Consider the following 22,073-nt stretch of genomic DNA (forward strand, 5'->3'; position numbering starts at 1 on the left):
AGTTACGCGATATCACGAATATAGCCTAAATCCTTTGGTATGCAATAGTTTCGGCTATTGAAGAAGCAAACCGCAGCATAGTACCGGTTTTATAGGTAGATACGCCAAGTTGGATTTTTAGTTTCTTTTCCCTTCTCGAAATAATCGGCGCGTGTTGGCTGCATTTTTTGTTTTTTCACTCTTGTTTTTGATGGCAGAACAAATGCTTCCTTGTTTGCAATAAATTTAGGGTCAACGAATCTCAAAAGATAATTTATTACCCGTTTGCCTTCTTTTTCTGATTCAGCATTGACAACTATCTTGGATCGGTCTTTAAGGTTAAAAACGACGGGAGTACTCCCTTTTGTATAAGTAGGTGGCTTAATTGCTCTACTCCCATTAAAATGGGGAATCGTCACAGAATATCCGCCCCGATGCCGATTACCGACGACCTTGTAAACAATAACTAATTGTTTGATATTCGTACCATGTTTTGTTAGCCAGCTTTCTGCCTCAACTGGCGTATTTTCATCAACAGCTAATACCATTCTAAAATGAATTTGTTTGTTGCAAATTTGTAGTGCCGAGTCCTTGGGATTAATCAGCATCGCGTCTATCATTGCTTTCCGTCCCCTAGTTGCGCCCGGACTTTCACCCCTAATATTTAATTTGAAAAATTTCCTAACATCACGATTGTGATTAATTGCGATAACTTTGCGGGTAAAAGCCCAAGCGTTTGTTTTCATGCCCTCTCTAAATCCTTCTCTTCAATTTTGGGGGGGTCGGTAGCTTTCTCTAGTTCACCTTCTGATACCAATTGTCGCCCCATGCCCAATGCTAGTTCCTTGTTGAATTGCTCTTGTTCTCCTCGGATTTCTTTAATGTCATCCTGGATGCTCCGAACGGAAGAGGTCACAGATTCAATATCACTAGCAGCTTCGGTTAAATTAGTAAGCTTATCCACTGCTTTTTGGAATTTGGAAGTACCAGGGCTACGGGACATTTCCCGATATGAATCACCATCAACAACACCGTCACGCCTAAGAGCGTTACCGATATCAGCAACATTAATGTGAGTAACTGTAGCGATGTTGCTAACAGCATCAACGATAGAACGAACCCTAGAAACAACATTCGCCCCAGCTTGATAAACTCTGCTTGCCTTCTTCCAAGTCAGGGTCAATTTGTCATAGTTTTGTGTTCCAATTACTGATTTTAAAAAGTTAGCCAACGAAGTCTTTATCAATTCACTAGCATCATATTCTTGTCCATCGGCATCGCGTAACCCAATAATTGAAAATACGTTTGTGACCGTACTTAGCAGGGTAGTGGTAAGGGCATTACTTAGCATTGCAGCATTGTGTAAAGTTGCAGCCATCGTAATAAAGTTGGTAATCCGTTCACCCCTGATGAATTTAGTTATCCGGGCTAAATTGCCTGATAGTCCATCCAGGACTTGAGCGCCTAATTTAACATCAATTTTCTGTAGCAAAGCCAACTGAGCCGCATTCGACCCTGCATTTATCTTGTCTAAAATATTTTTAGTATTGTTATTACTGTTACTCTTTACACCATTAGCCGCATCATTAACCAATTTATTCATGCACCCACCAGGGGCGGCCGTTTTACAAGTTCCCGCAGCGCTGGCCGCTTCCGTTTGTGGTGCTGTTAGGGGAATCGGTCGTGCTACTAGTGCAGGTATTAAAAAAGCATTATTGGCTGTTTGGCGAATTAATCGTTTAGTTTCAGCGTCCATAGCGTCCCTCCCATCTTGACCATCGCGTCCCGGTCGTCCTGGTAATCCTGGTAGCCCCCTTAAGCCCTCCTTGCCATTTTTACCATCGCGTCCCGGTTGTCCATTAAATCCGGGAAAACCCTGTCGCCCAGGTTGACCAGGAATACCCCTTAACCCCTGCGTTCCTGGCTTTCCGTCGCGTCCTGGTCTACCGTCCTTTCCTGGTTCACCCCTGGCAGGTGTGCGGAATGCTCTTTCAAGAGCTTCCCTCGCTTTTTGCAACGCTTCATCAGCCGTTCGCTTTGCGCTGTTAGATAGATCGCGAATTGGGGGGAATGCCCTGAGCGCTTCATCAGATTTTTTATTCGCCTCGTCTGCTTTGCGTTTAGCATCGTCAATTCTGCCCGGAAATGGCTGTACAAAAGCTCTTGTTTCGTCAGCCGTTCGCTTTGCACTGTTGGCTTGTCGTCTTGCGCTTTGCGCTATTTGTTCTGCGTTGGTCGCCTTGGCCAGCGATTGATTCGCCGTATTATCCGCTCGATTAGCGACATTTCCGGCGTTATCGGCTTTGCCTTCAGCACGCCTCGCTATGGCGATAACTTGCTGTATTCGCCCAAAGGCTTCACTGATTTGGTTCCCCAGCGCTGATACTCCCCTTTCTATTGCGTCAATCCTTCCGGCTAGTATCCTGAACCCTGCGATAGATGCCAGTATGGATGCGATGATTGCCGCCAATCCTGCTAATTGCGCCAGCGCTGCTGCTGCTGCCGCTTTTGCTGCTGCTGCTGTTGCTGCGTTAGCGGCTACTTTAGCTGTTACTGGTGCGAGTCTTTGCGTGACCACTAATCCCGCAGCGCCAAGCGCGATAGGGTTTATTTTGGGCGTAATCGTAGTGTCGGCTTTGCCAACTGATTCGTTGATTATTCCTTGTCTTTCCGATTTTAAGACATATTTATTGTCTAATTCGGCAATTTGCGCTGATAACGCGGCAAGCTGGTTTGATATTTCACTGCAAGATGTCATTATCTTATTCCGGCTAGTTGCGCTCTAAGTATTGATATTTGGTTGAATATTAAGTCGCACGATAAACAGCAGTCGCCGCAATCCAATGTTCCAGGGGGACAACCAAGACATTCCACGGAGTAATTACAACTGGGAAAAGTACCTGAAAACAAAATAGTGCCAGTGCTATTTTTGACTTCCAGAAGTCTGTCGGGTGGATCGTATGAAAATCTTCTATGAATCCTCCAATCTAAAATCTCATCTGCCTTTCCGAGAGATAACCCGAAAAGGGGTCCCCTAAAACCAGGATTCACACAGAATCCAGTCCCCCGACACCATACTTCATATGCACGGTCGGCTAGTTGTGGCACACGCACAAATAATCCGGGTAGATAGTTACAATCGAATCTTCTATTTAAGATGGTACGACTTCCCCACCGATAATCGACGGATACCGTAACTAACGTACATTCAGGGATGTCACACTCGATTGTTATAGGAGTATCAGTAAAATCCTGCGTACTTCCATCGGGAAAAGTTACACGTGCTGTGTCCCCTGCTTCACAGTATTGAGCCATTCCATTAGTAATCCATCGGATTAAGTACCGTTCCTGTCGAGGGTTTCCATAAGTTGATTGTTAGCGGATCATTCCTGTATTCAGCCGCGCTAACGCCTCGGTTCGTAATATTAGGAAAGCTGTTTTCAATTACTATTGACTGATCAATATTCGCCTCAAAACCAGCTTGAGTTAGCTGAGGTTTCGCATTTAAAACAATGGCTGCAAAAATAGACTCAGCCGTATTATCGGCACTCGAAACAAAACCCAGTGCGGCAAAATCAGCTTTAGTTAATGTGATTGTGGTAGCGTCCTGGACTGCGTTCGCTCCAAACACAGCTTGTAATGTTGGCTCCATAAGAATAATTGTGTTGAGTGTGGATAAATTAGTTTATACAAAAATTATGCCAGTGACTAGAGCCTTTGTACTAGACCTGGACCGATCGCACTTCAACCCCTCCTATCTCTCTCCAATTGCCAAAGAGCCTTATCAACGCACCAGTCAGCGCTGCGGTTAGGATTTCGCATTTTTTCACCCTGAACTAATCGGTTGGCCGTATCCACATCACCATGCAGCAACTGCACCAATTCTTTCCATTTTCTAGAGTTGGTTTTGATATGCGCTGCGGGGCGATCGCTTCCCCTCCTCCTCGATGTTTTTTGTTTACGTTTCGATTTGGGTGCAGTCTGAAGTACAGATATAGCAAGCAGGACAGCCGAAATCATCAGGATTAACCAAGCGGACAAGATTATAATGTGCATACAAACTCAATCAGTACTAAACTCAAGCTTGCGGGAAAATGGGACGCTAACGCCTCCGAAATTCCCGCATTTTCACTTAAATTTTTAATTCTGTCTTGGTTTCGATACTTTCTTGTAGTAATCACGATGGATGTGTTTATCGCCTAAGTGCTTTCCTGCTTGCTTGTTATTTCGTGCCACTACACGAACCACGACACAGTTACCAGAAATCTCCACTACTTCAAAACATTCACCAGCTATCAGCCCATTAGTATTGCTGGTGAGTTGTATCCAGTCCCCAGGTTTCACCTCCTCATTAGTTTTTGGGTTTGGGGCATCGGTGGCGCTGCTCAAATCAGAAAAGTCCAGCCGGGGTTTTGCAGTAGCATCACCAGCGACTAAAACATCCGCTTTTTTGACTGAGGGATAAATCCTGGTGACTTTAACTCGCTTACCCAAGGATCGCGATTCATAAATCCCACCAACCTCAATGTTTACTTTTGTAAAGTTCTTAACCTTTTTATAACTATTACCCCCTGAAAGGATCACCCCAGGATCACCCCCCGGATCACCCTGTGGATAACTGCTAGAGTCATTGTCTGGCAAGTCTTTGATGCCTGTTTCCGGAATCTGTATACTTTCGTACATATCCGGGGTAGGATCACCCCCTGGATCACCTCCAGACTCCTTAGCTGGTAATGGATTCAGCCAAAGGTGATCCTGACTTTCCTTTTTTGGCTCGTTTTTTTCTGAGGGGTGATCTTTTTTAAAATTTAGGTCATTTTTCGCATTTTCAGGATCACCTTTGGCTGTATCGCTTGCTGTATATGGATTGTTGGGGTGATCCTGGGGTGTGTCTAAGGGTGATCCTAATTTTTTGATACATTTTGCTGTACTACCGATAAATGCGCTGTCAGCTTGATTCCTGGGCGCTGAATAGTACTGATCCAGGGGGTGATCTTTTGGTGATCCTGGAACTGACCCCTCATAGGCTAGAAAGTAAAGGTTAGGTTTACCCGGTCGTCGGCTAACACTAACTAATCCGTCAGCTGATAACTCTGTTAAATACCTCCTGGCGTAATCTTTCGAGAATCCCATCCTGTGAGCAATTTCTTCGCTGGTAAATTTGATATTTCTGTTGTCTGACAACAGCTTCAAGGTTTTATCTTTGGCTGTTCCTCCTGGCGTGTATGGTTCGCCCTCTTCACCCAGGAAAGTAAAGCTAAGGTCATCAGGGTTAAAAATCATGCGATATTTCTTCCCAGAGGAACGCGATCGCGACTTATTAATTTCTAAGATGCGGTCGTTGGGTGTGGCCATCCCACTTTTGTCAACCGACAGTTGCCACACTTCACTAACTGCATTTCTTATGGCTGTTGTACCTCGCACACCACCATCTCGGTTTGTGTGGTGAATGATCACAAAGGTGGTGTTGTACTGGTTAGCCAGCCCGGTCATCTCCAAAATTGGGCGGGCATATTCCATTTGGGACTCTTGGTAGACAGAAAAACGGTTGGCAGTGGACAGCGAGTCAATTACCACGAAGTCCGGTTTAAATTCGCTGAGGTCTTGGATCAGCGCTGGCATATTCTCTGCGCTCCACCCAAATCTCACCTTCACATACTTGTTGATGTCGCCTTCAGAATATCCCAGTGATTCCAGTGCCTGAAGCATATCCCCTGGTGATTCATCGCCCTGATAGTAAAGAATCTTGCGCTTCTCGGCTGTGGGTTGGAATTGACCAAATTCTTTACCCTGAATTATGGTCTTACCCAAACCATAAGCAAACTTTGTCTTACCAACTCCACCATCTGATGCAAGCAGGATAGTAGTACTTTTGGGAACCAATCCATTTACTAACCATTCGCGGACTGTGGAGCCGGCTAATGCTTTTAGTTCATCGTAACTGAGTAATTTACTACATTGGGCAGTCAAACTTTTTAGGTAAAATGTTTCTAAAAATCCCATTGAAACTCTATGTTCATCAGCCAAGTCTTTGAGCTTTAAAAATCTGAGGGATGGTTCAGGACAAGTAGTGTAAATGCTGGTCAATTGTTCAAGTAATCGGTCATGCCTCCAACGCTGATATTCATCTTTAGTTGGGGCAATTGGTATTTCGATTATTGAGCGAGTTTTATCTGCTACTAATGATGAAATTTCCGGCCATTCTAGTTCTGTTTCATAGCCGAGGCGATTAATTTCACCAGCAACTTTAATTAAGTCGCGCCTCATAGCTTTTTCCATTACCAGTGCTGCTAATTGTTCTATGTTTACAGCGCTAACAGTTCTATCTACAACACTGGCGAGTTTGGTTCTTCCTCCTATTCTTGATAAAATGTCATGGTCTGTTAACCAGCTAGTTACACTTAATAAATCAGTTGTTTTATCTTGCTTGGTTAATCTTAGACACGCTTGATAAATGTCTTTGTGAGCGCTGATGTAAAAGTGTTCTGGCTTAAGTCTGTCCTTGATGCGATAGATGGCATTGGGGTCTAATAAAATGCCTCCTAGTATTGCTTCTTCGGCTTCTATATTGCATGGAGGAAGTCTATCATCCGGTTCAGGGGTGAACTGACTTTGGGGAAAGTTGTAAATACCTTGCGTCATGATTCCCCCTGTATTGAATTGGTTGAAATGTTATAATTGATGTAGAGCATAGTCCCTGGAAAATTTAGTTTCATTTTTTTGCTTGTGTAGATACTCTAGTAATATCTAGAGTTTTTTTTGCCTCGTGTTGCTACAATTGATGCAGTAAATAGTTATTGTCAAATTCCGTATGTAGCTCACATGAATTAATTTTTAATGTTTAATTCATGTGAATTTTTTATGCAGAAAAAAGGCGGTTCACCAAATAGGTGAAGCCGCTTTATTGTTCATGTCCGTTATCAATGTGTTCCGGGTCTTCAGTCGCCAAGTTATATATCTCTTGTTTCAATTCTGCTACTTGGCGTAAAAATTGTTGCTTGTGAGTACGGCTATCATCCAGACGCGCCTCTAGTCGGGACTGATATGCATCAATGTGTTCAAGGTAGGACAACTCGATTAATTCGAGGCGCTGGAGTATTTTCCCAGCATCTGAGCCTTCTGGCGGGTGACTTGCCCTAGAGCTATTTTCTCCTGAGCGATCAGCCGAAGCAATGATGATCTGTCTCTCAGTCCCATACTGAGAGCCATTGTTTCTAGGTTGTCCCAGTCCGCAGGACTCATTCTCAAGCTGACTGTTTTTGCATCCTCTGCTAGTTCTCTTGGCCTTGGCATCTGCTTTCACTATAAGATTACCTTCATTTTATATATACAAAAACGTTTTGCACACACAAAACCCTTGACAAGTTTTGTCATTGCATTATACTAGCATTAGTTTAGTCAATACAAAACTACAAGCTCCCTCCTGCACTTGGCGAAAAATCAAACCTTGGAGAGATGGCAGCCCCCAAGAAAAAAGACCTGCCAAATTTACCGCCCCCGCAGGACACCCCAATAATTCGGAGCAAGCACCCACGCCTAGACCTTGCGTGGAGAAATTCAACAATTAACAAAATTACTGGAGGCAAACATTAGCTAACAAACCCCTCGTTTACAACCGCACAAAATAACACAAATGTCTTTTTTAGTTTGCCTATATCTAAATAATACAGGCAAATTTTCAACTCGTTTACAACCGCACAAATATGAAACTAACAATCACCAGCAATGGAACGTTAGAGGTTAAGTTCTGGAAACTATACCTTCGCTTTGATGGCGCATCAGAGGGAAACTTATGCCCTTTTGGTTTCTCTGAAATCCTGTGGAGCAATTGGATAACCTTTACCATTCATCCCAAACTAAATCGATGAAAACTAAAAGTAAAAGATTATCCAACATTTACCACCAAAAGCAACGCGTCAATAGAATTGTTGCGCTTAAAGCCTGGGCTAAACGCCTAGACAACTGCTTAAAAGTTCATTACTAAATAGCAAATGGAAATTACTTTTTTTAGAGGTAGTGGCAGATGAATGCAGACATCCTGCCAATAAATGCAGATATCTCAAAAGACTTGCTGATGCTTGAGTCTACCTTGCAGCGCGTTTTGCAATCACAGCATTACGCAGACATAGTTCGTCAGGGTCTTTACAACCCTGAATTCAGCTTGCTTGCGGCACTTCACGCTGTTCAGCAGTGCAGCCGTCAAATTAACAACAATTGGAATTCAAAAATGAAACCAATAGATACAAAAGACCATGAATATAACCCCTGGTTAGTCATGCAACAGATTGAAGCTGGTGGATGGAGATGTGTTGCTCGTTATCGATTCAGAGGCGATGCAGAAGCTCACGCACAGCGTTTAAATCGCATGATGCCTGGGTATTTTATGTCCACCTTTGAACAGCCGCAAGTGAACATTCTTTAAAAAAGGCGATCGCGATTGTCTCTGTCAATCGCGATTCGGTAATTTCCTCGTTCACATTGTACACCAAACAAGCCCATGATTTTTGGTTTTGATGGCAACACATCAGGTTTCAAATACATCTTAAAGCGTGTTGCATCTAATGATGAGGTACTTGCAGGTAAAGAAATTTCACCTGTTTTAACACACAAAGATATTAGAGCTTATGCCCGATGTCTTCTTGTTTTATTGCCGTACTTGCAACTACAAACTTGTCTAGAGCAAGAAATTGGATGCTTACTAGCAATGCTATCCTCCCCAGGATTGCCACACTATGACCGTTCATTTTTGGCTGCAAAAATACTTAAATTATTGAGTAAAGAACCAATGTCAGATGAAGACCATAGTTTTTAAAAATGAAAGTACAAATTCTTCTAAACCCTAATCACTATCAGGAATGGGGAATTTTTCATGGGTACAACAAGAGATACGGAACAAAAAAAATAATGACTGAACCATACAAATTTCAATTACACGAGAAGCTCAAAACATTTGCAGAAAATTATGTAACCGATGTTTATGCACCGGTTGGACAGATAGTTTACTACTGGGAGGAGTGGGGCGACCCTGAAGATGATACTACCTGTGAAGGGGTAAGCGGTTTTGCTCCTCCAGATGACAGAAGTTACACTTGGTCGGAAGTTACACAAAATACAATTACAGGTTCATTCATAAGCGATTCAGATGCAGATAGCGGTGAATATTGCGTAGGCGTTGCTGCATTGATAGCTGTATACGAAGGGACTCAAGATGAGGATGAAGCACAGATATTGCAAGCAGAACAGCGAACGATTTACGTTAATATCCACCGTGACAACAAAGGGGACTTCTCGATAGCTGACGCTGAAGAATAAAATCATGGCTGTACTCCTTGACCCGAAATCAAATAAATTAATTATCAGATTTCGAGTCAAGGGATTTGATAAACAATTTTATTTAAGTACCGGACTAAAAGGTAATAAATCAAATAGAGCAATAGTAGATTCACGCTGGGAATTAATTCAGCGTGAAATTTCATTGGATGAGTTTGACTCAACACTTCAACGGTACAAATTTGGCAATAAAAAACCAAAATTAATTACACAATCAAATAAATATACTTTATTAGAACTGTGGAATAAATTTACTCGTTTTAAAGAACAATTTTTAGAGCAATCCACAATTCACAGAAATTATGGATTTACATCGCGTGTAATTGCAGCACTGCCCAACGGTTCAGAAATAGATATAAAAGATTATCTTTTAGAAAAATACAGTTATCACACAGCGCGAACTGTTATAGCTGACTTGTCTCGCTGTCATGATTGGGCAATTAACGAAAAATTAATTTCAGATAATCCTTTTCAAAAAATGAAGTTACCTAAACAGAAAAAATCGAGTCAAGAAGAAATTGCGGCTTATACACTAGAACAGCGAGATTTGATAATTTCTGCTTTTGAGAATCACAAAAAATATAGCTATTACAGTCAAATTATAAAATTTCTGTTTTGGAGTGGGTGTCGTCCTGGCGAGGCGATCGCTTTGCGCTGGGGTGACATTTCTCCAGACTGCACTAAAATCACCATTAGCAAAAGCTACTCAAACCGCATCAAGCGAACCAAGGGAACCAAGAATGGGAAGCGGAGAATTTTCCCTTGTGCCACTGGTGGCAAGCTCCAAAGCCTGCTGCTCGAAATGCGATCGCGACAGCCAAAAGCTGATGAATTAGTTTTCACTATCCCGACTGGTGAACAATTAAGTCCGAGGATTTTAGATAAATTTTGGAGGGGCTACCGGGTAAACAATTATTTATATCCGGGCGTGGTCAGGGAGTTAGCAGACCAAAATTTAATTCCTTATCTCAAGCTCTACAGTTGTCGCCATACTTTTGCGACTTGGGCGATCGCAACTGGATCGACCATAGATAAAGTTGCTTATTGGCTTGGTGATGATGTGCAAACTGTCTTGACCTACTACTGCCATCCAGTAGTCAGCAAATCCGATTGCCCGGACTTCTGACTACTCAATTTCTACTCAAAAACCGCTAAAAAATTCTAGCGGATGCGGTCGGTAATAGGTTTACTTCAAATTAGCGGGTACTTCTTCGGGAACAACCCAATAGTAAATTGTCCGGCCATCCACATCCAATGTTTGTTCTGGTTCCCATTCGCCCATATCAAAAGCGTGGGAAACAATCCGCGTTCCCGGTTTGAGTTGCTGTAATAGTTGAGGCCGGAGTTTGAGGTTGATATCAGGTAGGAGGTAAAGTGTGACTACTGTGGCTTCACTAAAATCAGACTTAAACAAATCTTGCTGTACAAATTTTACGCGATCGCTTACTCCTGCTGTCTGTGCATTTGTATTCGCTTCCTGGATCAGTTCGGGGTTGATTTCTACACCCACACCTTTCGTACCATACTTTTGGGCAGCTGTGATGACAATGCGACCATCACCACTACCAAGGTCATAAAGTAGATCATCTTTGCCCACTTTTGCTACTTCCAACATCGCATCTACCACTGGCTGTGGTGTTGGCACATAAGGCACATCACCCGGACGTTCTTGGGGTTGAGTTGTGGTTTCGGTTTGTCCTGCTAAAGTTGATGTTTCTGGGGCTTCTGCTTCCACATTCGGTGCTTGCTGCGTACATCCGACAAATCCCCAGCTTGTCAGACTCACTCCTGTGGCCAATAAGAACAGGATTTTTTTGTGATTCATCAATTTTTTCCTTTCTCTATAACGTGTGATAATTCCGTGATCAGTTTTCAATCATTGCCCATTCCCTACTCACTTACGGGTGGGTTTATGCAGAATTTCGAGGGACAACAGACTCACTGCTGGAACCCGCCTCTCATTAATTCCTCAAACTCTCCCTTGGTGATGGTGATTCCAGAACAACACAGGGATTCCTACTGCTACCACTAAAACCCCGACAACTGCGCCTACACCCGTATAAGCCAAGCTAGAGTAAAGCAAATAGCTACACGACCCACAAAAAAATAACGGTGTCAAGGGGTAAAATGGTACACGAAAAGGGCGTGCTATTTCTGGTTCCCGAATTCGCAGTACAAACAGCGATACACCAGAAAGCAGAAAGAATAACCAAAAAACGGGGGCGGTATAATCCACCATTGTTTCAAAGCCTCCGCGCGTAATCGTGCCTAATACAACCAAGGCTAAGGCGATCGCCACTTGTAACAAAAAGGCTTCGATGGGAGTACTGTGGCTTTTTTGCCAGCGCCCCATAAAACTAAACAGGGAAAAATCCTGACCTAAAGCGTAATTAGTCCGCGCACCGGTGAAAATTGTGGCGTTGATTGCTCCCAAGGTCGAAACTGCAATTAACAGACTGATAAATAAGGCTCCTGGTTCGCCCCAAATCGAGCGCATCAAATCGGCGGCGACGGCTTCTGATCCGGCCATGTTTGATAAACCTAATCCTTGCAGATAAGCCAAATTAATCAGCAGGTAAATACTAGTGATGATGCCAATACTCCAAAGTAGCGATCGCAGAATGTTGCGTTGTTTATTGTGCATTTCTGCTGAAATATACGCTGCTTCGTTCCAGCCACCATAAGACAGAAGTACAAACACCATCGCCAATCCCCAATTACCTGATGATGTAGGTTCTGTAGAGACTGTAGAGTTAGGGAGGGTAGTTAATCCCAAAACTACTACTAGCAATAAACCCAGAACCTTAGCCAGAGACAACCAGTTCTGTGTCCACTTACCTTGTCTTAAACCAAGGATATTTAAACCAGTTAATAAAGCGATGGCCACGGCTGCATAAATAGAAGATGAAAACGTACCTAAGCGCCATATCTGAGTCGCATAATCGCCAAAGACAAATGCCAACAGCACAATTGAACCTGTTTGAATCACAGTCATCCGCGCCCAGGCAAATAAAAAGGCGACTCCCCGCCCAAATGAACGCTTGAGATAATAGTAGACACCGCCGACATTGGGATAAGTTGTGGCTAACTCTGCATAACACAAAGCCCCCACTAGAGATACCAAGCCACCAGTGAACCACAACAGCAGTACAACTAGATCGCTACCTGCTTGAACTGCCACTAATGCCGGAGTTTGAAAAATTCCCGCCCCAATGACAACACCGACAATCAGCGCTACTGCGTCGGATAATGTCAGCAATGATTTGGGAGATCCGGCTTCAGTTGTCGCTCCCGACTCAACTAAATTGTAGTTTTCCTGACTACTCACATTCATACCTCATTGTGTTGAGCATACCGAGCGCAGAACCATTCTCAGTATATCCAAGACTGCAAAACTTCAAATTCTGGAATATTTTTGCGGTTGCGACTGCTGCTATTATCCTAAAATTAATCTCGCTACATTCAGGTAAATAAATACTCCCAATACATCCACAGCAGTGGTAATAAAAGGTGCTGACATCAAAGCCGGATCTAGCTTCATAGCACGGAATAAAAATGGCAGCGCAGAACCAGAAACTGAGGCTAAAATGCAAATGGACAATAAACTAATACCTACAGCCAGGGCGACAAAGAGATTACCTTGCAAGAAGTAAGCCCAGACTATAACCACAGCACCTAGCATACCTCCGAGCAGTACCCCTGCGATCGCTTCTCGTTTGATAATATTTAAAGCTTCACTAGGGCGCACGTCTTCGGTATTTAAACCCCTAATTACCACAGTTGAAGACTGCGCTCCCACGTTCCCACCTGTACCAATCAACAAGGGTATAAAGGCAGTTAAAGCCACTACTTTTTCTAAAATATCTTCTTGGTTAGTAATTACCGCCGCCGTAGCACTATTAGTTATCAACAGCACAAATAACCATACTACCCGCTTCCGGGCAACAGCAAATAAATTAGTTTGAAAATAATTATCACCACCAGATTCGACACCACCTAATTTATAGATATCTTCTGTGGTTTCTTGTTCTAAAATATCCAGCACATCGTCCACCGTCACAATCCCTACTAGACGCTGTTCCGCATCTACTACAGGAATGGCTACAAAGTCATAGTGCTGAATTGTCCGGGCTACTTCTTCTTGGTCAGTCCCAGTATTGACAAATACCACATCACGGGTCATGATACTGCCAATTGTTTGCTCTGGTTGCGCTAAAATTAAATCCCGCAGGGAAAGAATTCCCGTTAAGCGGCGAGCATCATCAGTTACATATATATAATAAATAGTTTCTCTTAAGTTAGCCAAAGAACGAATTTGCGCTAGTGCCTGATTAATCGTAATATTTTCCCTCAGTGACAGATACTCAGGAGTCATAATCCGCCCCGCAGTGTTAGGCGCATAACCTAAAAGCAGAGCCGTTGCATCCCGTTCAGCTGGACTGAGTTGTTCTAATAATCGCCGCACAACTTTCGCCGGGAGTTCATCAAACAGGCGCGCCCGGTCATCCGGTGACATATAATCAACGATTTCTTGTACATCCTGACGCTTGAAATCTTCCAGTAGCGTTTGTTGGACACTGGGATCGAGGTATTCAAAGACTTCTATAGCCTCTTCTTTTGAAAGTAACCGAAAAGCGATCGCTTGGGTAGCCTCTGGTAAACCATCAATGGACTCGGCAATATCTGCAACCTGAACTGGAACTAACAAAGCTTTAGCACCCTGAAAGTTTTTTTGTTCAAGTAACACTCGCAGCTGCTCACGCACTAGGTCTTGTAACTCTTGTCGGGATCTGCTTTGCATATCTGAACTAATGATAAACGCAGTGTTCTTGAAAGCTAATTTGCTTTTACTGTGACCAAGTGTGACATTTTTTCACCCTATCAAGGCTATTCATAGCAGTTTTTCGCCACTTAATCCAAAGCAACTTTATATTTTACTCCCTGACGGACTGAGTGCATAAGTACTTTCAAGTCCACCAAGTTCCACTATCAAACTGATTTTTGTCGAAATTGATCCTCAGAAGCGTATTTTGGAAAACCTCTAATTTTTTTCTTTAGTTCAATCCATAAATAGAGTATAGGGAGTTGACAATTGCTTGATGATTTGTTATTATTATTATCTTGATAAGGAAGAACTAACTATATTAAAATTAGCCGAGTTAGCAAGTCATATATAACTAAATAAGGTATTGCAGCTAAAATCTGCTACTGGGCAAAAGTAAAATATCAATCAATTCACCCACTACCAAACCGCACAGGGCTAAAATAGTTAAAACCCAAAAGGAATCAGTTTTGTTGAAACCAGCAAAACGCATTTCTAAGTCAGCTAAAAACGTAGTTGCTATGGGTATGAGAAAAAGGCTAAAAAATATTGACCAAGTTTCCACTAAAGCGACCGATAAACTGAGAAATAAAACCACAACTAAAATTCTAGAGCCAAACGCAACTAACTGCTCTAACCAAACAATAGTTTTTCTCACAATGGCTAAAGTGACAGCGACGACAAAAGCTCCCGCCAACCAAACAATGTGATGAGCAGCAAGATACCACCCCAATAGAGCATAAGCTATCCAAAGAAGTACCAGGGGCAGCACTGGAATTCTGTGAAAAAATCCCACATTCATGATTTTATTCCCCCAGGTTGCAAAAATCAAACAATACCCAGCTTCATTTTAATAAAAATAAACCCACTTATTTCCAGCTTTATTTTTGTTCATAAATTCTTTCATCATCACCAGCAGTGATGTTTAGTAAAGCCTAAATTGCCTTGGGAGATTTTCTACTTCTTCTCTGGATCTGCTAATCGAAAATCAGCTAACAGTACAAAACCCTGAATGTGACAATCTAAATTTTGTAGCCAGATGACTAATTCGTGATTACTGTTGTGATATAAGGTATAGTCCAGGTCATCTTGAACAAAATTCATTTGATTCAGGGGATTAAAAATCTGTGTGGCAATATTTTGCTGGAAGCGTTGATCCAATGATTTTTGTAGTTGTGTTGCTTTAGTTCTAGCCACGGCAAAATTTAGAACACTCACATCATTAGTTATCGTCTGCTGCAATTGGGCAATATTCTGATATTTTCTTCTGCCGAAAGTTCCCTGAGTGGGAATCAGCAGCGCTGCAATTCCACTAGCCAAATCTTGCTGATTTAAGGCAAAATAATGCCAATCACCGTAGGCATACTGAATTAGTCCGTTATCTCCATCAGGTAAAACCAATCTTGAATGTAAACCTAAATCAAGTACGTAAACAGTCACTGGCTCCACAGGGTCAACTGGGGGGATAATAATTGCGGGGGCGGCAATCAAAACTAGTGAAATTGAAGCTAGTATTGCCAGCATAAATAGAGATATCCGCCGAAAAATACTCACACCGCTTTTTTCTAACTACCTGACTGCAATGAAACAAGCGATCGCTTATTAATCTCTGGCCAATTCACCACATTCCACCAATTATTTAAATACTCCGCCCGGCGGTTGCGATATCTCAGGTAATATGCGTGTTCCCAGACATCATTACCCATAATCGGATATGCACCATCCATAATCGGGTTATCTTGATTAGCTGTGGTAACTATTTGCAGTTCTCCGGCGGGGTTACGCACTAACCATACCCAACCACTACCGAAGCGATCGCCTCCAGCTTGATTAAACTGTTTTTTAAACTCATCAAAACTGCCAAAAGTCTGATTAATTTCCGCCGCAATTTCCCCCGTCGGCTCTCCACCACCATCAGGACTCATAATTTGCCAGAAAATTGTGTGGTTAAGATGACCACCACCGTTATTACGTACCTTTGTCCGAATATTTTCTGGAACCTTATTTAAGTCCCGTAGCAAAGCTTCCACACTACTTTCTTGCAAATCTGGTTCTTGTTTGAGAGCATCATTCAGGTTATTCACATAACTAGCATGGTGTCCATCATGATGTAGTTTCATCGTTTCGGCATCAATAGCTTTTCCTAATGCTGCATAATCATAGGGCAGTATTGGTAGCTTTGCTGGACTAGCACTCAGTTCGCCATCAGGAGAAGCTACGGGGGGAAACGTTGTAGCAGTGGGGGTTGCTTGAGGAGATTGTGATTCAGCTACGGGTACGGCTTGACAAGAAATTAGCAGAATTGCCAGCAGCACACCTGTGAATAAAAAGGCAATTTTTTCCCGGATAAATTTGGACATAACTATTCACACCACTATTAACGTTTGTACGATTGAGAAGGATAATTTTGCTGTTATTTAACCACTATTCTAACCCCCTGTTCTGACAAGAGCCAAGAGAATTGAATTCACAACTGCCAAAGCAATCGAGCCAATCAAAGCACTCCAAAAGCCCCATCTGAGAGTAAAACCTGGAACTATAGCAGCCGCCAAAGCAAAAATAATCGCATTTAACACAAAGAAAAATAATCCGAAGCTCAGAATGATCGCAGGCCATGTCACTAAACTCAGAATTGGGAGCAAAATTGCATTCAATATTCCGAAAACAGCCGCAGAAATAGCTGCCTTACCAAAACTATCAATTTCAATGCCTATAGGAATTTTAGAAATAATTAGAAAACTGATTGTTGTAACTAACCAAGCTAGAAGAAGGTTCAACATTAATCATTCCTCAGTATATTTAATTGATGAAAAATTATTTCTACTTTTGTCTTGAAAAAATAAATAGACAATAATTGTAATTTTCTGTGCAAGTCAAATTTTAGTCTTGATTCTGGTCAATTTTAGCATGAACAAGTCAGCTTTTAAGCCTATTCATTAATATATATCTTTAGGTATATAATCAAAGTTTCTCAACAAAACTATCGACAGATATACGATAAAATTTATTTTGCTAAATATATAATTGAAGCATAATCAATATCCATAATTTAGTTAAACAAGGACAAAATAATAATAACTATCTGCATTTTATTTCTTTCAAGGATTACAAACGTTATGAAAAATATGCTAAACAAAGATTAAGAGATAACAGTTTAATATTCAAACATAAAATATACTTTTTGCCTAGTACAGTTTGGCAGAAATAGCGCAATTATTTGAAGTCAAGGAAAGGCCTATTTGATCAGCTTTTTAAATTTTGACTTCACGGCAGTACTATTGGCTTGGTATTTTTTATTTCAACTCAGCCAGTAAAAACTGGTTTTAATTGGGTAATTTATCGTTTTCAAAACTTATCATTATTTGCTAATTTAATTTTCGGCAAAAGTCTCATAAATCAATAATTAACCGCCGATAAATGCCGAGCAAATTTTATGGCTATTCTCAAATCACCAATTAACTTTGTCTCAAAAATCAACATATTTTATGTAATTGAGGGTAAAGAAGATGTCTGTTGAGCCAATTTTGCTAAAAAAAATAGCCGAAAATAGAAATTTTTCTCAAGTCACTAGTAGTGAAGTCAAACAAGAGCAAATGCAACCAGATGGCTTAGATATTCCCAATATAGCTTTAACTTTATCTCCTGTGGCCTTGCTATTCAGTTGGGTAATTTTTTTCTTAGTATTGCAAAAAATTCGGACTTTCTTAGACAATAAAATGGTTTTTTCTGGCAATGCTGCACATAAAGTACCATGTAAAAACTGTCGCTTTTATGCCAATAATCATTATCTCAAATGTGCAGTCAACCCTTCTCTTGTCCTCACCGAAGAAGCGCAAAATTGCTCCGAATATTCGCCTAAAAATGGCAAATTTTTGCCAAATAGCCTCTTTAAATAAGGTATTGATGATTTCCATTTAATCAATCGTTAAGTCATCTGACCTAATTCTCTTTGTCGCTGTAACCAGTTAGCTAAATCATTGGCAGTGATAATGCCTCTAAGTAAGCCATTTTGAATCACCAATACACGAAGGACTCCTGAATCTTGCATTTTTTGCAATACTTTAGACATTGGCTCATCTGGACTGGCAGTTACACCGTTTTCTGTAGGAATCATCGTATCTTGGACAGTGCGATATTTCCATTCTTCTCTAGGAATATCCTTGACCTGAGTTAAGGTAATAAGGCCTACAGGATGACTGTCTTGTGCGACTGGAAAAGAATGATAGCGACGACTCAGAAAGTATGTATCCACCAACTCTTGGAGATTCATGTCAGGACTGACAGTTTCAGGATAAGGAGTCATGATTTCTTGCGCCCGTACTCCTTCTAAACTGGTGCGAAGCAAAAGCTGTTCATAGCTAACTTCTGCGGCACTATACAAGAACCAACCAATGAGAATTAACCATAGTCCACCTAAAATTGCCCCACCAAACATTTCCAAAACACCGAAAGCAATTAACAGATAAGCCAGCCATTTTCCCCCGTTAGAGGCGATTTTTGTGGCTTTTTTGAGATTGCCAGTATACTTCCAGATAATCGAACGAAAAACGCGACCACCATCTAAGGGAAAGCCTGGGAGCATATTGAAGATAGCTAAAGCTAGATTAATCACAGCCAGGTAAGCAAAAACACCTGTGAAGACTACACTCCAACCAGCATTTACGCCTACATACCAAATCAAGCCGAAAAAGCCAGCCAGTAACAGACTTATAAGAGGCCCCACCCCAGCTATTTGGAACTCATCCCCAGGAGTTTCGGCATCCATGCGGGTACGTGAAACTCCACCAAAAATAAAGAGGGTGATACCTTCGACGGGAATTCCTTTAGCCCTGGCGACGAAAGAGTGAGAAAGTTCATGTGCCAGCAGCGATGCAAAAAATAGTAATGTTGCTACTAGACCCATGCCAAAATAAGTAGCATTGTTAAATCCTGGATAGTTCGTGGGGAATAAACCCGCGCTTAAAGTCCACAGAACGAGGAAGAAAATTAATAACCAAGACAAGTCTACTCGGATTTCAAACCCGAAAATAGAACCAAGACGAAAACCTTGCATAGCTTCAGGCAAGTGTGCAATAGGATGAGGTTAATGAGTAACAAATATCACGATAAGTATAAATAAATGTAATTACTTCCGCCTCTAGCAAACGATAGAGAGTGGAGATGTATCTTTGGGGTTAGCCTCTTGAGGGTGAAGAAACAAGTTTTATTAATCCCTTGATTCTCTAGTCAACTAGAGAGTTTAGAATAGGTTCAGGAGATCAAAAAAATAATCAAGGAGTAGCAAATATGTCTACACCCACTAAGAAAACAATAATTCGCTCCACTGTGGCTGGTCTAGCACTGTTGGGGCTGACAGCGATTCCAGTGTTTGCACACCGTCATCCATCTGAAACATCTTCTACATCTGAGACAACTTTGGCTCAATCACAAACAACGCCAACAAAAGCACAGATGAACCAAATGATGGAGCGGTGCAACTCAATGATGGGAAAGATGGAAACAATGATGAACAATGGTAATATGCCTGGGATGATGAACGACCAGAACAATAAACCGGGGGAAGGCGCAATGAACCGCACAATGGGACAGTAGTCACCTACTCGCTGGATTTAACTACGCGAATGTAACTTTTTACACTATTCCCTACCTCTTAACGATAAATCAAGGGTTTCGAGCTTGTTGCAGGAGGAGGGAATGAATTATTTTGAACTGTATACAGCAACGTTGCTATTTTGTGGGTAAAGCTTCTGGTTGAAGTGTGATTTGTTGTCTGCTACCATCCCGATTGATAGTAATTTGCATAGTTTCACCAATATTGGTAGCTTCTACTTGTTGCTGTACTTGCTTGATATCTTGAATAGCTACATTATTAATACTTTCAATAATGTCACCGGGACGCATTTTGGCACGAGAAGCAGGTGAGTTGCGGACGACTCCTAAAATAATGATACCCCTATCCTGAGTAATGGTAATACCAACATTACTTTGATTAATTTTCTCACGTAATTCAGGACTTAACTGCGCCATTTGAATACCGATGTAAGGGTGGTCTACTCGTCCTTTTTCGATTAATTGTTCTGCAATTCGTTGAGCAGTATTAATGGGAATAGCAAAACCTAACCCTTGCGCTCCCTCGATGATAGCAGTGTTCATCCCAATTACTTCACCTTGAGCATTCAGCAAAGGGCCGCCAGAGTTACCGGGATTAATGGCTGCATCGGTTTGGATAAAGTCAACTCGTTCGGCTGGTACACCTAATGCCGCTACAGAACGCTGTGTAGCGCTGATAATTCCTTGGGTGACGCTATTATCTAATCCTAAAGGATTGCCGATGGCGATCGCAGGTTCTCCCGGCATTAAATTATCTGAGTTACCCAGCTTGACTACTGGTAATTCCGCAGCTTCAATTTTAACAACGGCAACATCAGTAACAGAGTCAGCACCCACTACTTCCCCTTGAAAACTGCGACCATCTTTCAATAAAACTGTTACCTTATCCGCATCTGCTACCACATGAGCATTAGTAAAAATTAAACCATTAGTAGTAGTAATAAACCCTGAGCCAAGACCATCTTGCACTTCTTCTTGAGTGGGCAATTGTCCGGGAAAAAATCTTTCTATGACAGGGTTAGGAGATATTGCTACAATGCGTGTAGAGTCAATTCGCACCACTGCGGGGCCTACTTGTTGCACAACCCGTGTGGCATAACTGACATTTGAGTTTACATCAGAATTAGCGGTTGATTTCGCTAACAAGTTTTGGTCTAGTGGTTGTTGAATATTCCTAACATCTTTAATAGGGGTACTACATCCACTTACGAGTAAAAATAAGCAAAAAGCCGATTGCTTGAGAAGTCGTTTCATAGTCAATGCTCTGGGACTAGGAATTAATTCCCAATCACCTTGAGGAGATGTTTATCTTCTATTGTAGTTAGGGAATAGCAGCATTTCATCCTGGTTTCATCTTTGTCTGCCATGCTTAATAGTGGGTTAAACATCACTGCACAGCTTGACTCTCTAGTTAACTAGAGAGTTGATCATATAATCGGAGTCATGTCTTGTGGATAAGAATTATGCAAATTTTGAAAAATAAATTTTTGACGTTGAGCTTTGTAGTGCTGACATCTCTAACTGGCGGAATTTTGACGGCTTGTTCCACAACAAGTTCCGAAAATGCCAACCCCAATACGACTGTAACCGAAACAAGCGATAGGCAGCAAATGCCGCACAGTGGTATGGATCATGCAATTGACTTAGGGCCAGCCGATGCAAGTTATGATTTACGGTTCATTGATGGCATGATTGTTCACCATCAAGGGGCGGTGGTTATGGCTAAGGATGTACAGGAAAAATCACAACGTCCTGAAATGAAAAAGTTAGCAGATGACATCATTAAAGCCCAAAACCAAGAAATTGCTCAAATGCAGCAGTGGCGAACAGCTTGGTATCCCAACGCTGGGGATAAAGTCATGGCTTATCATGGCGAAATGGGTCACATGATGGAGATGACACCTGAGCAAAAGCAAACCATGATGATGAGCATGGATTTGGGTGCGGCTGATGCTGAGTTTGATTTGCGCTTTATCAATGGGATGATTCCTCACCATGAAGGGGCTTTAGTTATGGCTCAAGATGCTTTGCAGAAGTCTCAGCGCCCGGAAATTAAGAAATTGGCTGAGGAGATTATTAAGGCGCAAGAAACGGAAATTAATCAAATGAAGCAGTGGCGACAAGCTTGGTATAACAAGTAATTTCTGTTGTGTATAAATGTGCGCTGGATTATAAGCTGTTGAGCATTCAACTTGCACAATTTTGATGGGTAAGAAGAACGTTCGCGTAGCGTGCGCGAAGCGCATACCACAAAGTACGCAAAGGTCACAAAGGAAGAAGGAAGAAGGAAGAAGGAAGAAGGAAGTAAAAAATGGTATGAGGATTTTTGATT

The 22,073-nt window shown here is 41.8% G+C and carries 23 protein-coding genes; 7 read left to right on the plus strand and 16 right to left on the minus strand.

Annotated features, from left to right (window positions below):
• Positions 1–89: 89 nt before the first annotated feature.
• The 7 genes from VB654_RS19405 to VB654_RS19435 form a co-directional block, all read right to left on the minus strand.
• Positions 90–725 (minus strand): hypothetical protein, encoded by a 636-nt coding sequence (locus VB654_RS19405; RefSeq protein ID WP_323215443.1) that lies wholly within the window; start codon positions 723–725, stop codon positions 90–92.
• Complete coding sequence (locus VB654_RS19410; protein WP_323215444.1) at positions 722–2,737, minus strand: hypothetical protein; 2,016 nt, start codon at positions 2,735–2,737, stop codon at positions 722–724. The genes VB654_RS19405 and VB654_RS19410 overlap by 4 nt, the downstream gene beginning before the upstream one ends.
• A 561-nt stretch (positions 2,738–3,298) precedes the next feature.
• Entirely contained in the window at positions 3,299–3,631 is a 333-nt protein-coding gene (locus VB654_RS19415; protein WP_323215445.1) for a hypothetical protein, read from the minus strand.
• A 92-nt stretch (positions 3,632–3,723) separates the two neighbouring features.
• A complete protein-coding gene (locus VB654_RS19420; protein WP_323215446.1) occupies positions 3,724–4,035 on the minus strand; it encodes a hypothetical protein in 312 nt (103 codons plus the stop codon).
• Between the two features lie 84 nt (positions 4,036–4,119).
• A complete protein-coding gene (locus tag VB654_RS19425) occupies positions 4,120–6,621 on the minus strand; it encodes a DnaB-like helicase N-terminal domain-containing protein (protein WP_323215447.1) in 2,502 nt (833 codons plus the stop codon).
• A gap of 259 nt (positions 6,622–6,880) precedes the next feature.
• The gene (locus VB654_RS19430; protein WP_323215448.1) at positions 6,881–7,051 is read right to left on the minus strand and encodes a hypothetical protein; all 171 of its coding nucleotides are present in this window, start codon (positions 7,049–7,051) and stop codon (positions 6,881–6,883) included.
• 5 nt (positions 7,052–7,056) lie between these two features.
• Positions 7,057–7,272 (minus strand): hypothetical protein, encoded by a 216-nt coding sequence (locus tag VB654_RS19435; RefSeq protein ID WP_323215449.1) that lies wholly within the window; start codon positions 7,270–7,272, stop codon positions 7,057–7,059.
• Between the two features lie 730 nt (positions 7,273–8,002).
• Between VB654_RS19435 and VB654_RS19440 the strand changes: the two genes are divergently transcribed.
• The 4 genes from VB654_RS19440 (at position 8,003) to VB654_RS19455 (ending at position 10,435) form a co-directional block, all read left to right on the plus strand.
• Positions 8,003–8,401, plus strand: coding sequence for a hypothetical protein (locus VB654_RS19440; RefSeq protein ID WP_323215450.1), 399 nt, complete (start codon positions 8,003–8,005; stop codon positions 8,399–8,401).
• 75 nt (positions 8,402–8,476) lie between these two features.
• Positions 8,477–8,791: a hypothetical protein gene (locus VB654_RS19445; protein ID WP_323215451.1), complete on the plus strand. Its 315-nt coding sequence runs from the start codon at positions 8,477–8,479 to the stop codon at positions 8,789–8,791.
• A 2-nt stretch (positions 8,792–8,793) separates the two neighbouring features.
• Complete coding sequence (locus VB654_RS19450; RefSeq protein WP_323215452.1) at positions 8,794–9,291, plus strand: hypothetical protein; 498 nt, start codon at positions 8,794–8,796, stop codon at positions 9,289–9,291.
• A gap of 4 nt (positions 9,292–9,295) precedes the next feature.
• Complete coding sequence (locus VB654_RS19455) at positions 9,296–10,435, plus strand: tyrosine-type recombinase/integrase (protein ID WP_323215453.1); 1,140 nt, start codon at positions 9,296–9,298, stop codon at positions 10,433–10,435.
• A gap of 60 nt (positions 10,436–10,495) precedes the next feature.
• On the opposite strand, the gene VB654_RS19460 is transcribed toward VB654_RS19455, so the two are convergent.
• The 7 genes from VB654_RS19460 to VB654_RS19490 all read right to left on the minus strand — a co-directional run bounded on the left by VB654_RS19460 (position 10,496) and on the right by VB654_RS19490 (position 16,911).
• A complete protein-coding gene (locus VB654_RS19460; RefSeq protein WP_323215454.1) occupies positions 10,496–11,134 on the minus strand; it encodes an SAM-dependent methyltransferase in 639 nt (212 codons plus the stop codon).
• Between the two features lie 144 nt (positions 11,135–11,278).
• Positions 11,279–12,637, minus strand: coding sequence for an APC family permease (locus VB654_RS19465; RefSeq protein WP_323215455.1), 1,359 nt, complete (start codon positions 12,635–12,637; stop codon positions 11,279–11,281).
• Between the two features lie 108 nt (positions 12,638–12,745).
• Positions 12,746–14,110, minus strand: a complete 1,365-nt coding sequence (gene mgtE, locus VB654_RS19470) for a magnesium transporter (protein ID WP_323215456.1) — start codon at positions 14,108–14,110, stop codon at positions 12,746–12,748.
• A gap of 394 nt (positions 14,111–14,504) precedes the next feature.
• A complete protein-coding gene (locus tag VB654_RS19475) occupies positions 14,505–14,933 on the minus strand; it encodes a hypothetical protein (protein ID WP_323215457.1) in 429 nt (142 codons plus the stop codon).
• A 155-nt stretch (positions 14,934–15,088) separates the two neighbouring features.
• On the minus strand, positions 15,089–15,685 hold the full coding sequence (locus VB654_RS19480; RefSeq protein WP_416235699.1) for a DUF2459 domain-containing protein: 597 nt from the start codon (positions 15,683–15,685) through the stop codon (positions 15,089–15,091).
• 11 nt (positions 15,686–15,696) lie between these two features.
• The gene (locus VB654_RS19485; protein ID WP_323215458.1) at positions 15,697–16,491 is read right to left on the minus strand and encodes a superoxide dismutase; all 795 of its coding nucleotides are present in this window, start codon (positions 16,489–16,491) and stop codon (positions 15,697–15,699) included.
• A gap of 69 nt (positions 16,492–16,560) precedes the next feature.
• Positions 16,561–16,911, minus strand: coding sequence for a phage holin family protein (locus tag VB654_RS19490; RefSeq protein ID WP_323215459.1), 351 nt, complete (start codon positions 16,909–16,911; stop codon positions 16,561–16,563).
• Between the two features lie 726 nt (positions 16,912–17,637).
• Here VB654_RS19490 and VB654_RS19495 point away from each other — a divergent pair.
• Positions 17,638–18,027 (plus strand): hypothetical protein, encoded by a 390-nt coding sequence (locus tag VB654_RS19495; protein ID WP_323215460.1) that lies wholly within the window; start codon positions 17,638–17,640, stop codon positions 18,025–18,027.
• 29 nt (positions 18,028–18,056) lie between these two features.
• Here the strand turns inward: VB654_RS19495 and VB654_RS19500 are convergent, their stop codons facing one another.
• A complete protein-coding gene (locus VB654_RS19500; RefSeq protein WP_323215461.1) occupies positions 18,057–19,184 on the minus strand; it encodes a site-2 protease family protein in 1,128 nt (375 codons plus the stop codon).
• 233 nt (positions 19,185–19,417) lie between these two features.
• Here VB654_RS19500 and VB654_RS19505 point away from each other — a divergent pair, with 233 nt between their 5' ends.
• On the plus strand, positions 19,418–19,723 hold the full coding sequence (locus VB654_RS19505; RefSeq protein ID WP_323215462.1) for a hypothetical protein: 306 nt from the start codon (positions 19,418–19,420) through the stop codon (positions 19,721–19,723).
• Between the two features lie 135 nt (positions 19,724–19,858).
• Here the strand turns inward: VB654_RS19505 and VB654_RS19510 are convergent, their stop codons facing one another.
• On the minus strand, positions 19,859–20,995 hold the full coding sequence (locus VB654_RS19510; protein WP_323215463.1) for an HhoA/HhoB/HtrA family serine endopeptidase: 1,137 nt from the start codon (positions 20,993–20,995) through the stop codon (positions 19,859–19,861).
• A gap of 209 nt (positions 20,996–21,204) precedes the next feature.
• On the opposite strand from VB654_RS19510, the gene VB654_RS19515 reads away from it, so the two are divergent.
• The gene (locus tag VB654_RS19515; protein ID WP_323215464.1) at positions 21,205–21,882 is read left to right on the plus strand and encodes a DUF305 domain-containing protein; all 678 of its coding nucleotides are present in this window, start codon (positions 21,205–21,207) and stop codon (positions 21,880–21,882) included.
• Positions 21,883–22,073 lie beyond the last annotated feature (191 nt).

Origin of the sequence: Nodularia sp. UHCC 0506 (genome assembly GCF_034931045.1) — a bacterium.
Classification (GTDB): domain Bacteria; phylum Cyanobacteriota; class Cyanobacteriia; order Cyanobacteriales; family Nostocaceae; genus Nodularia.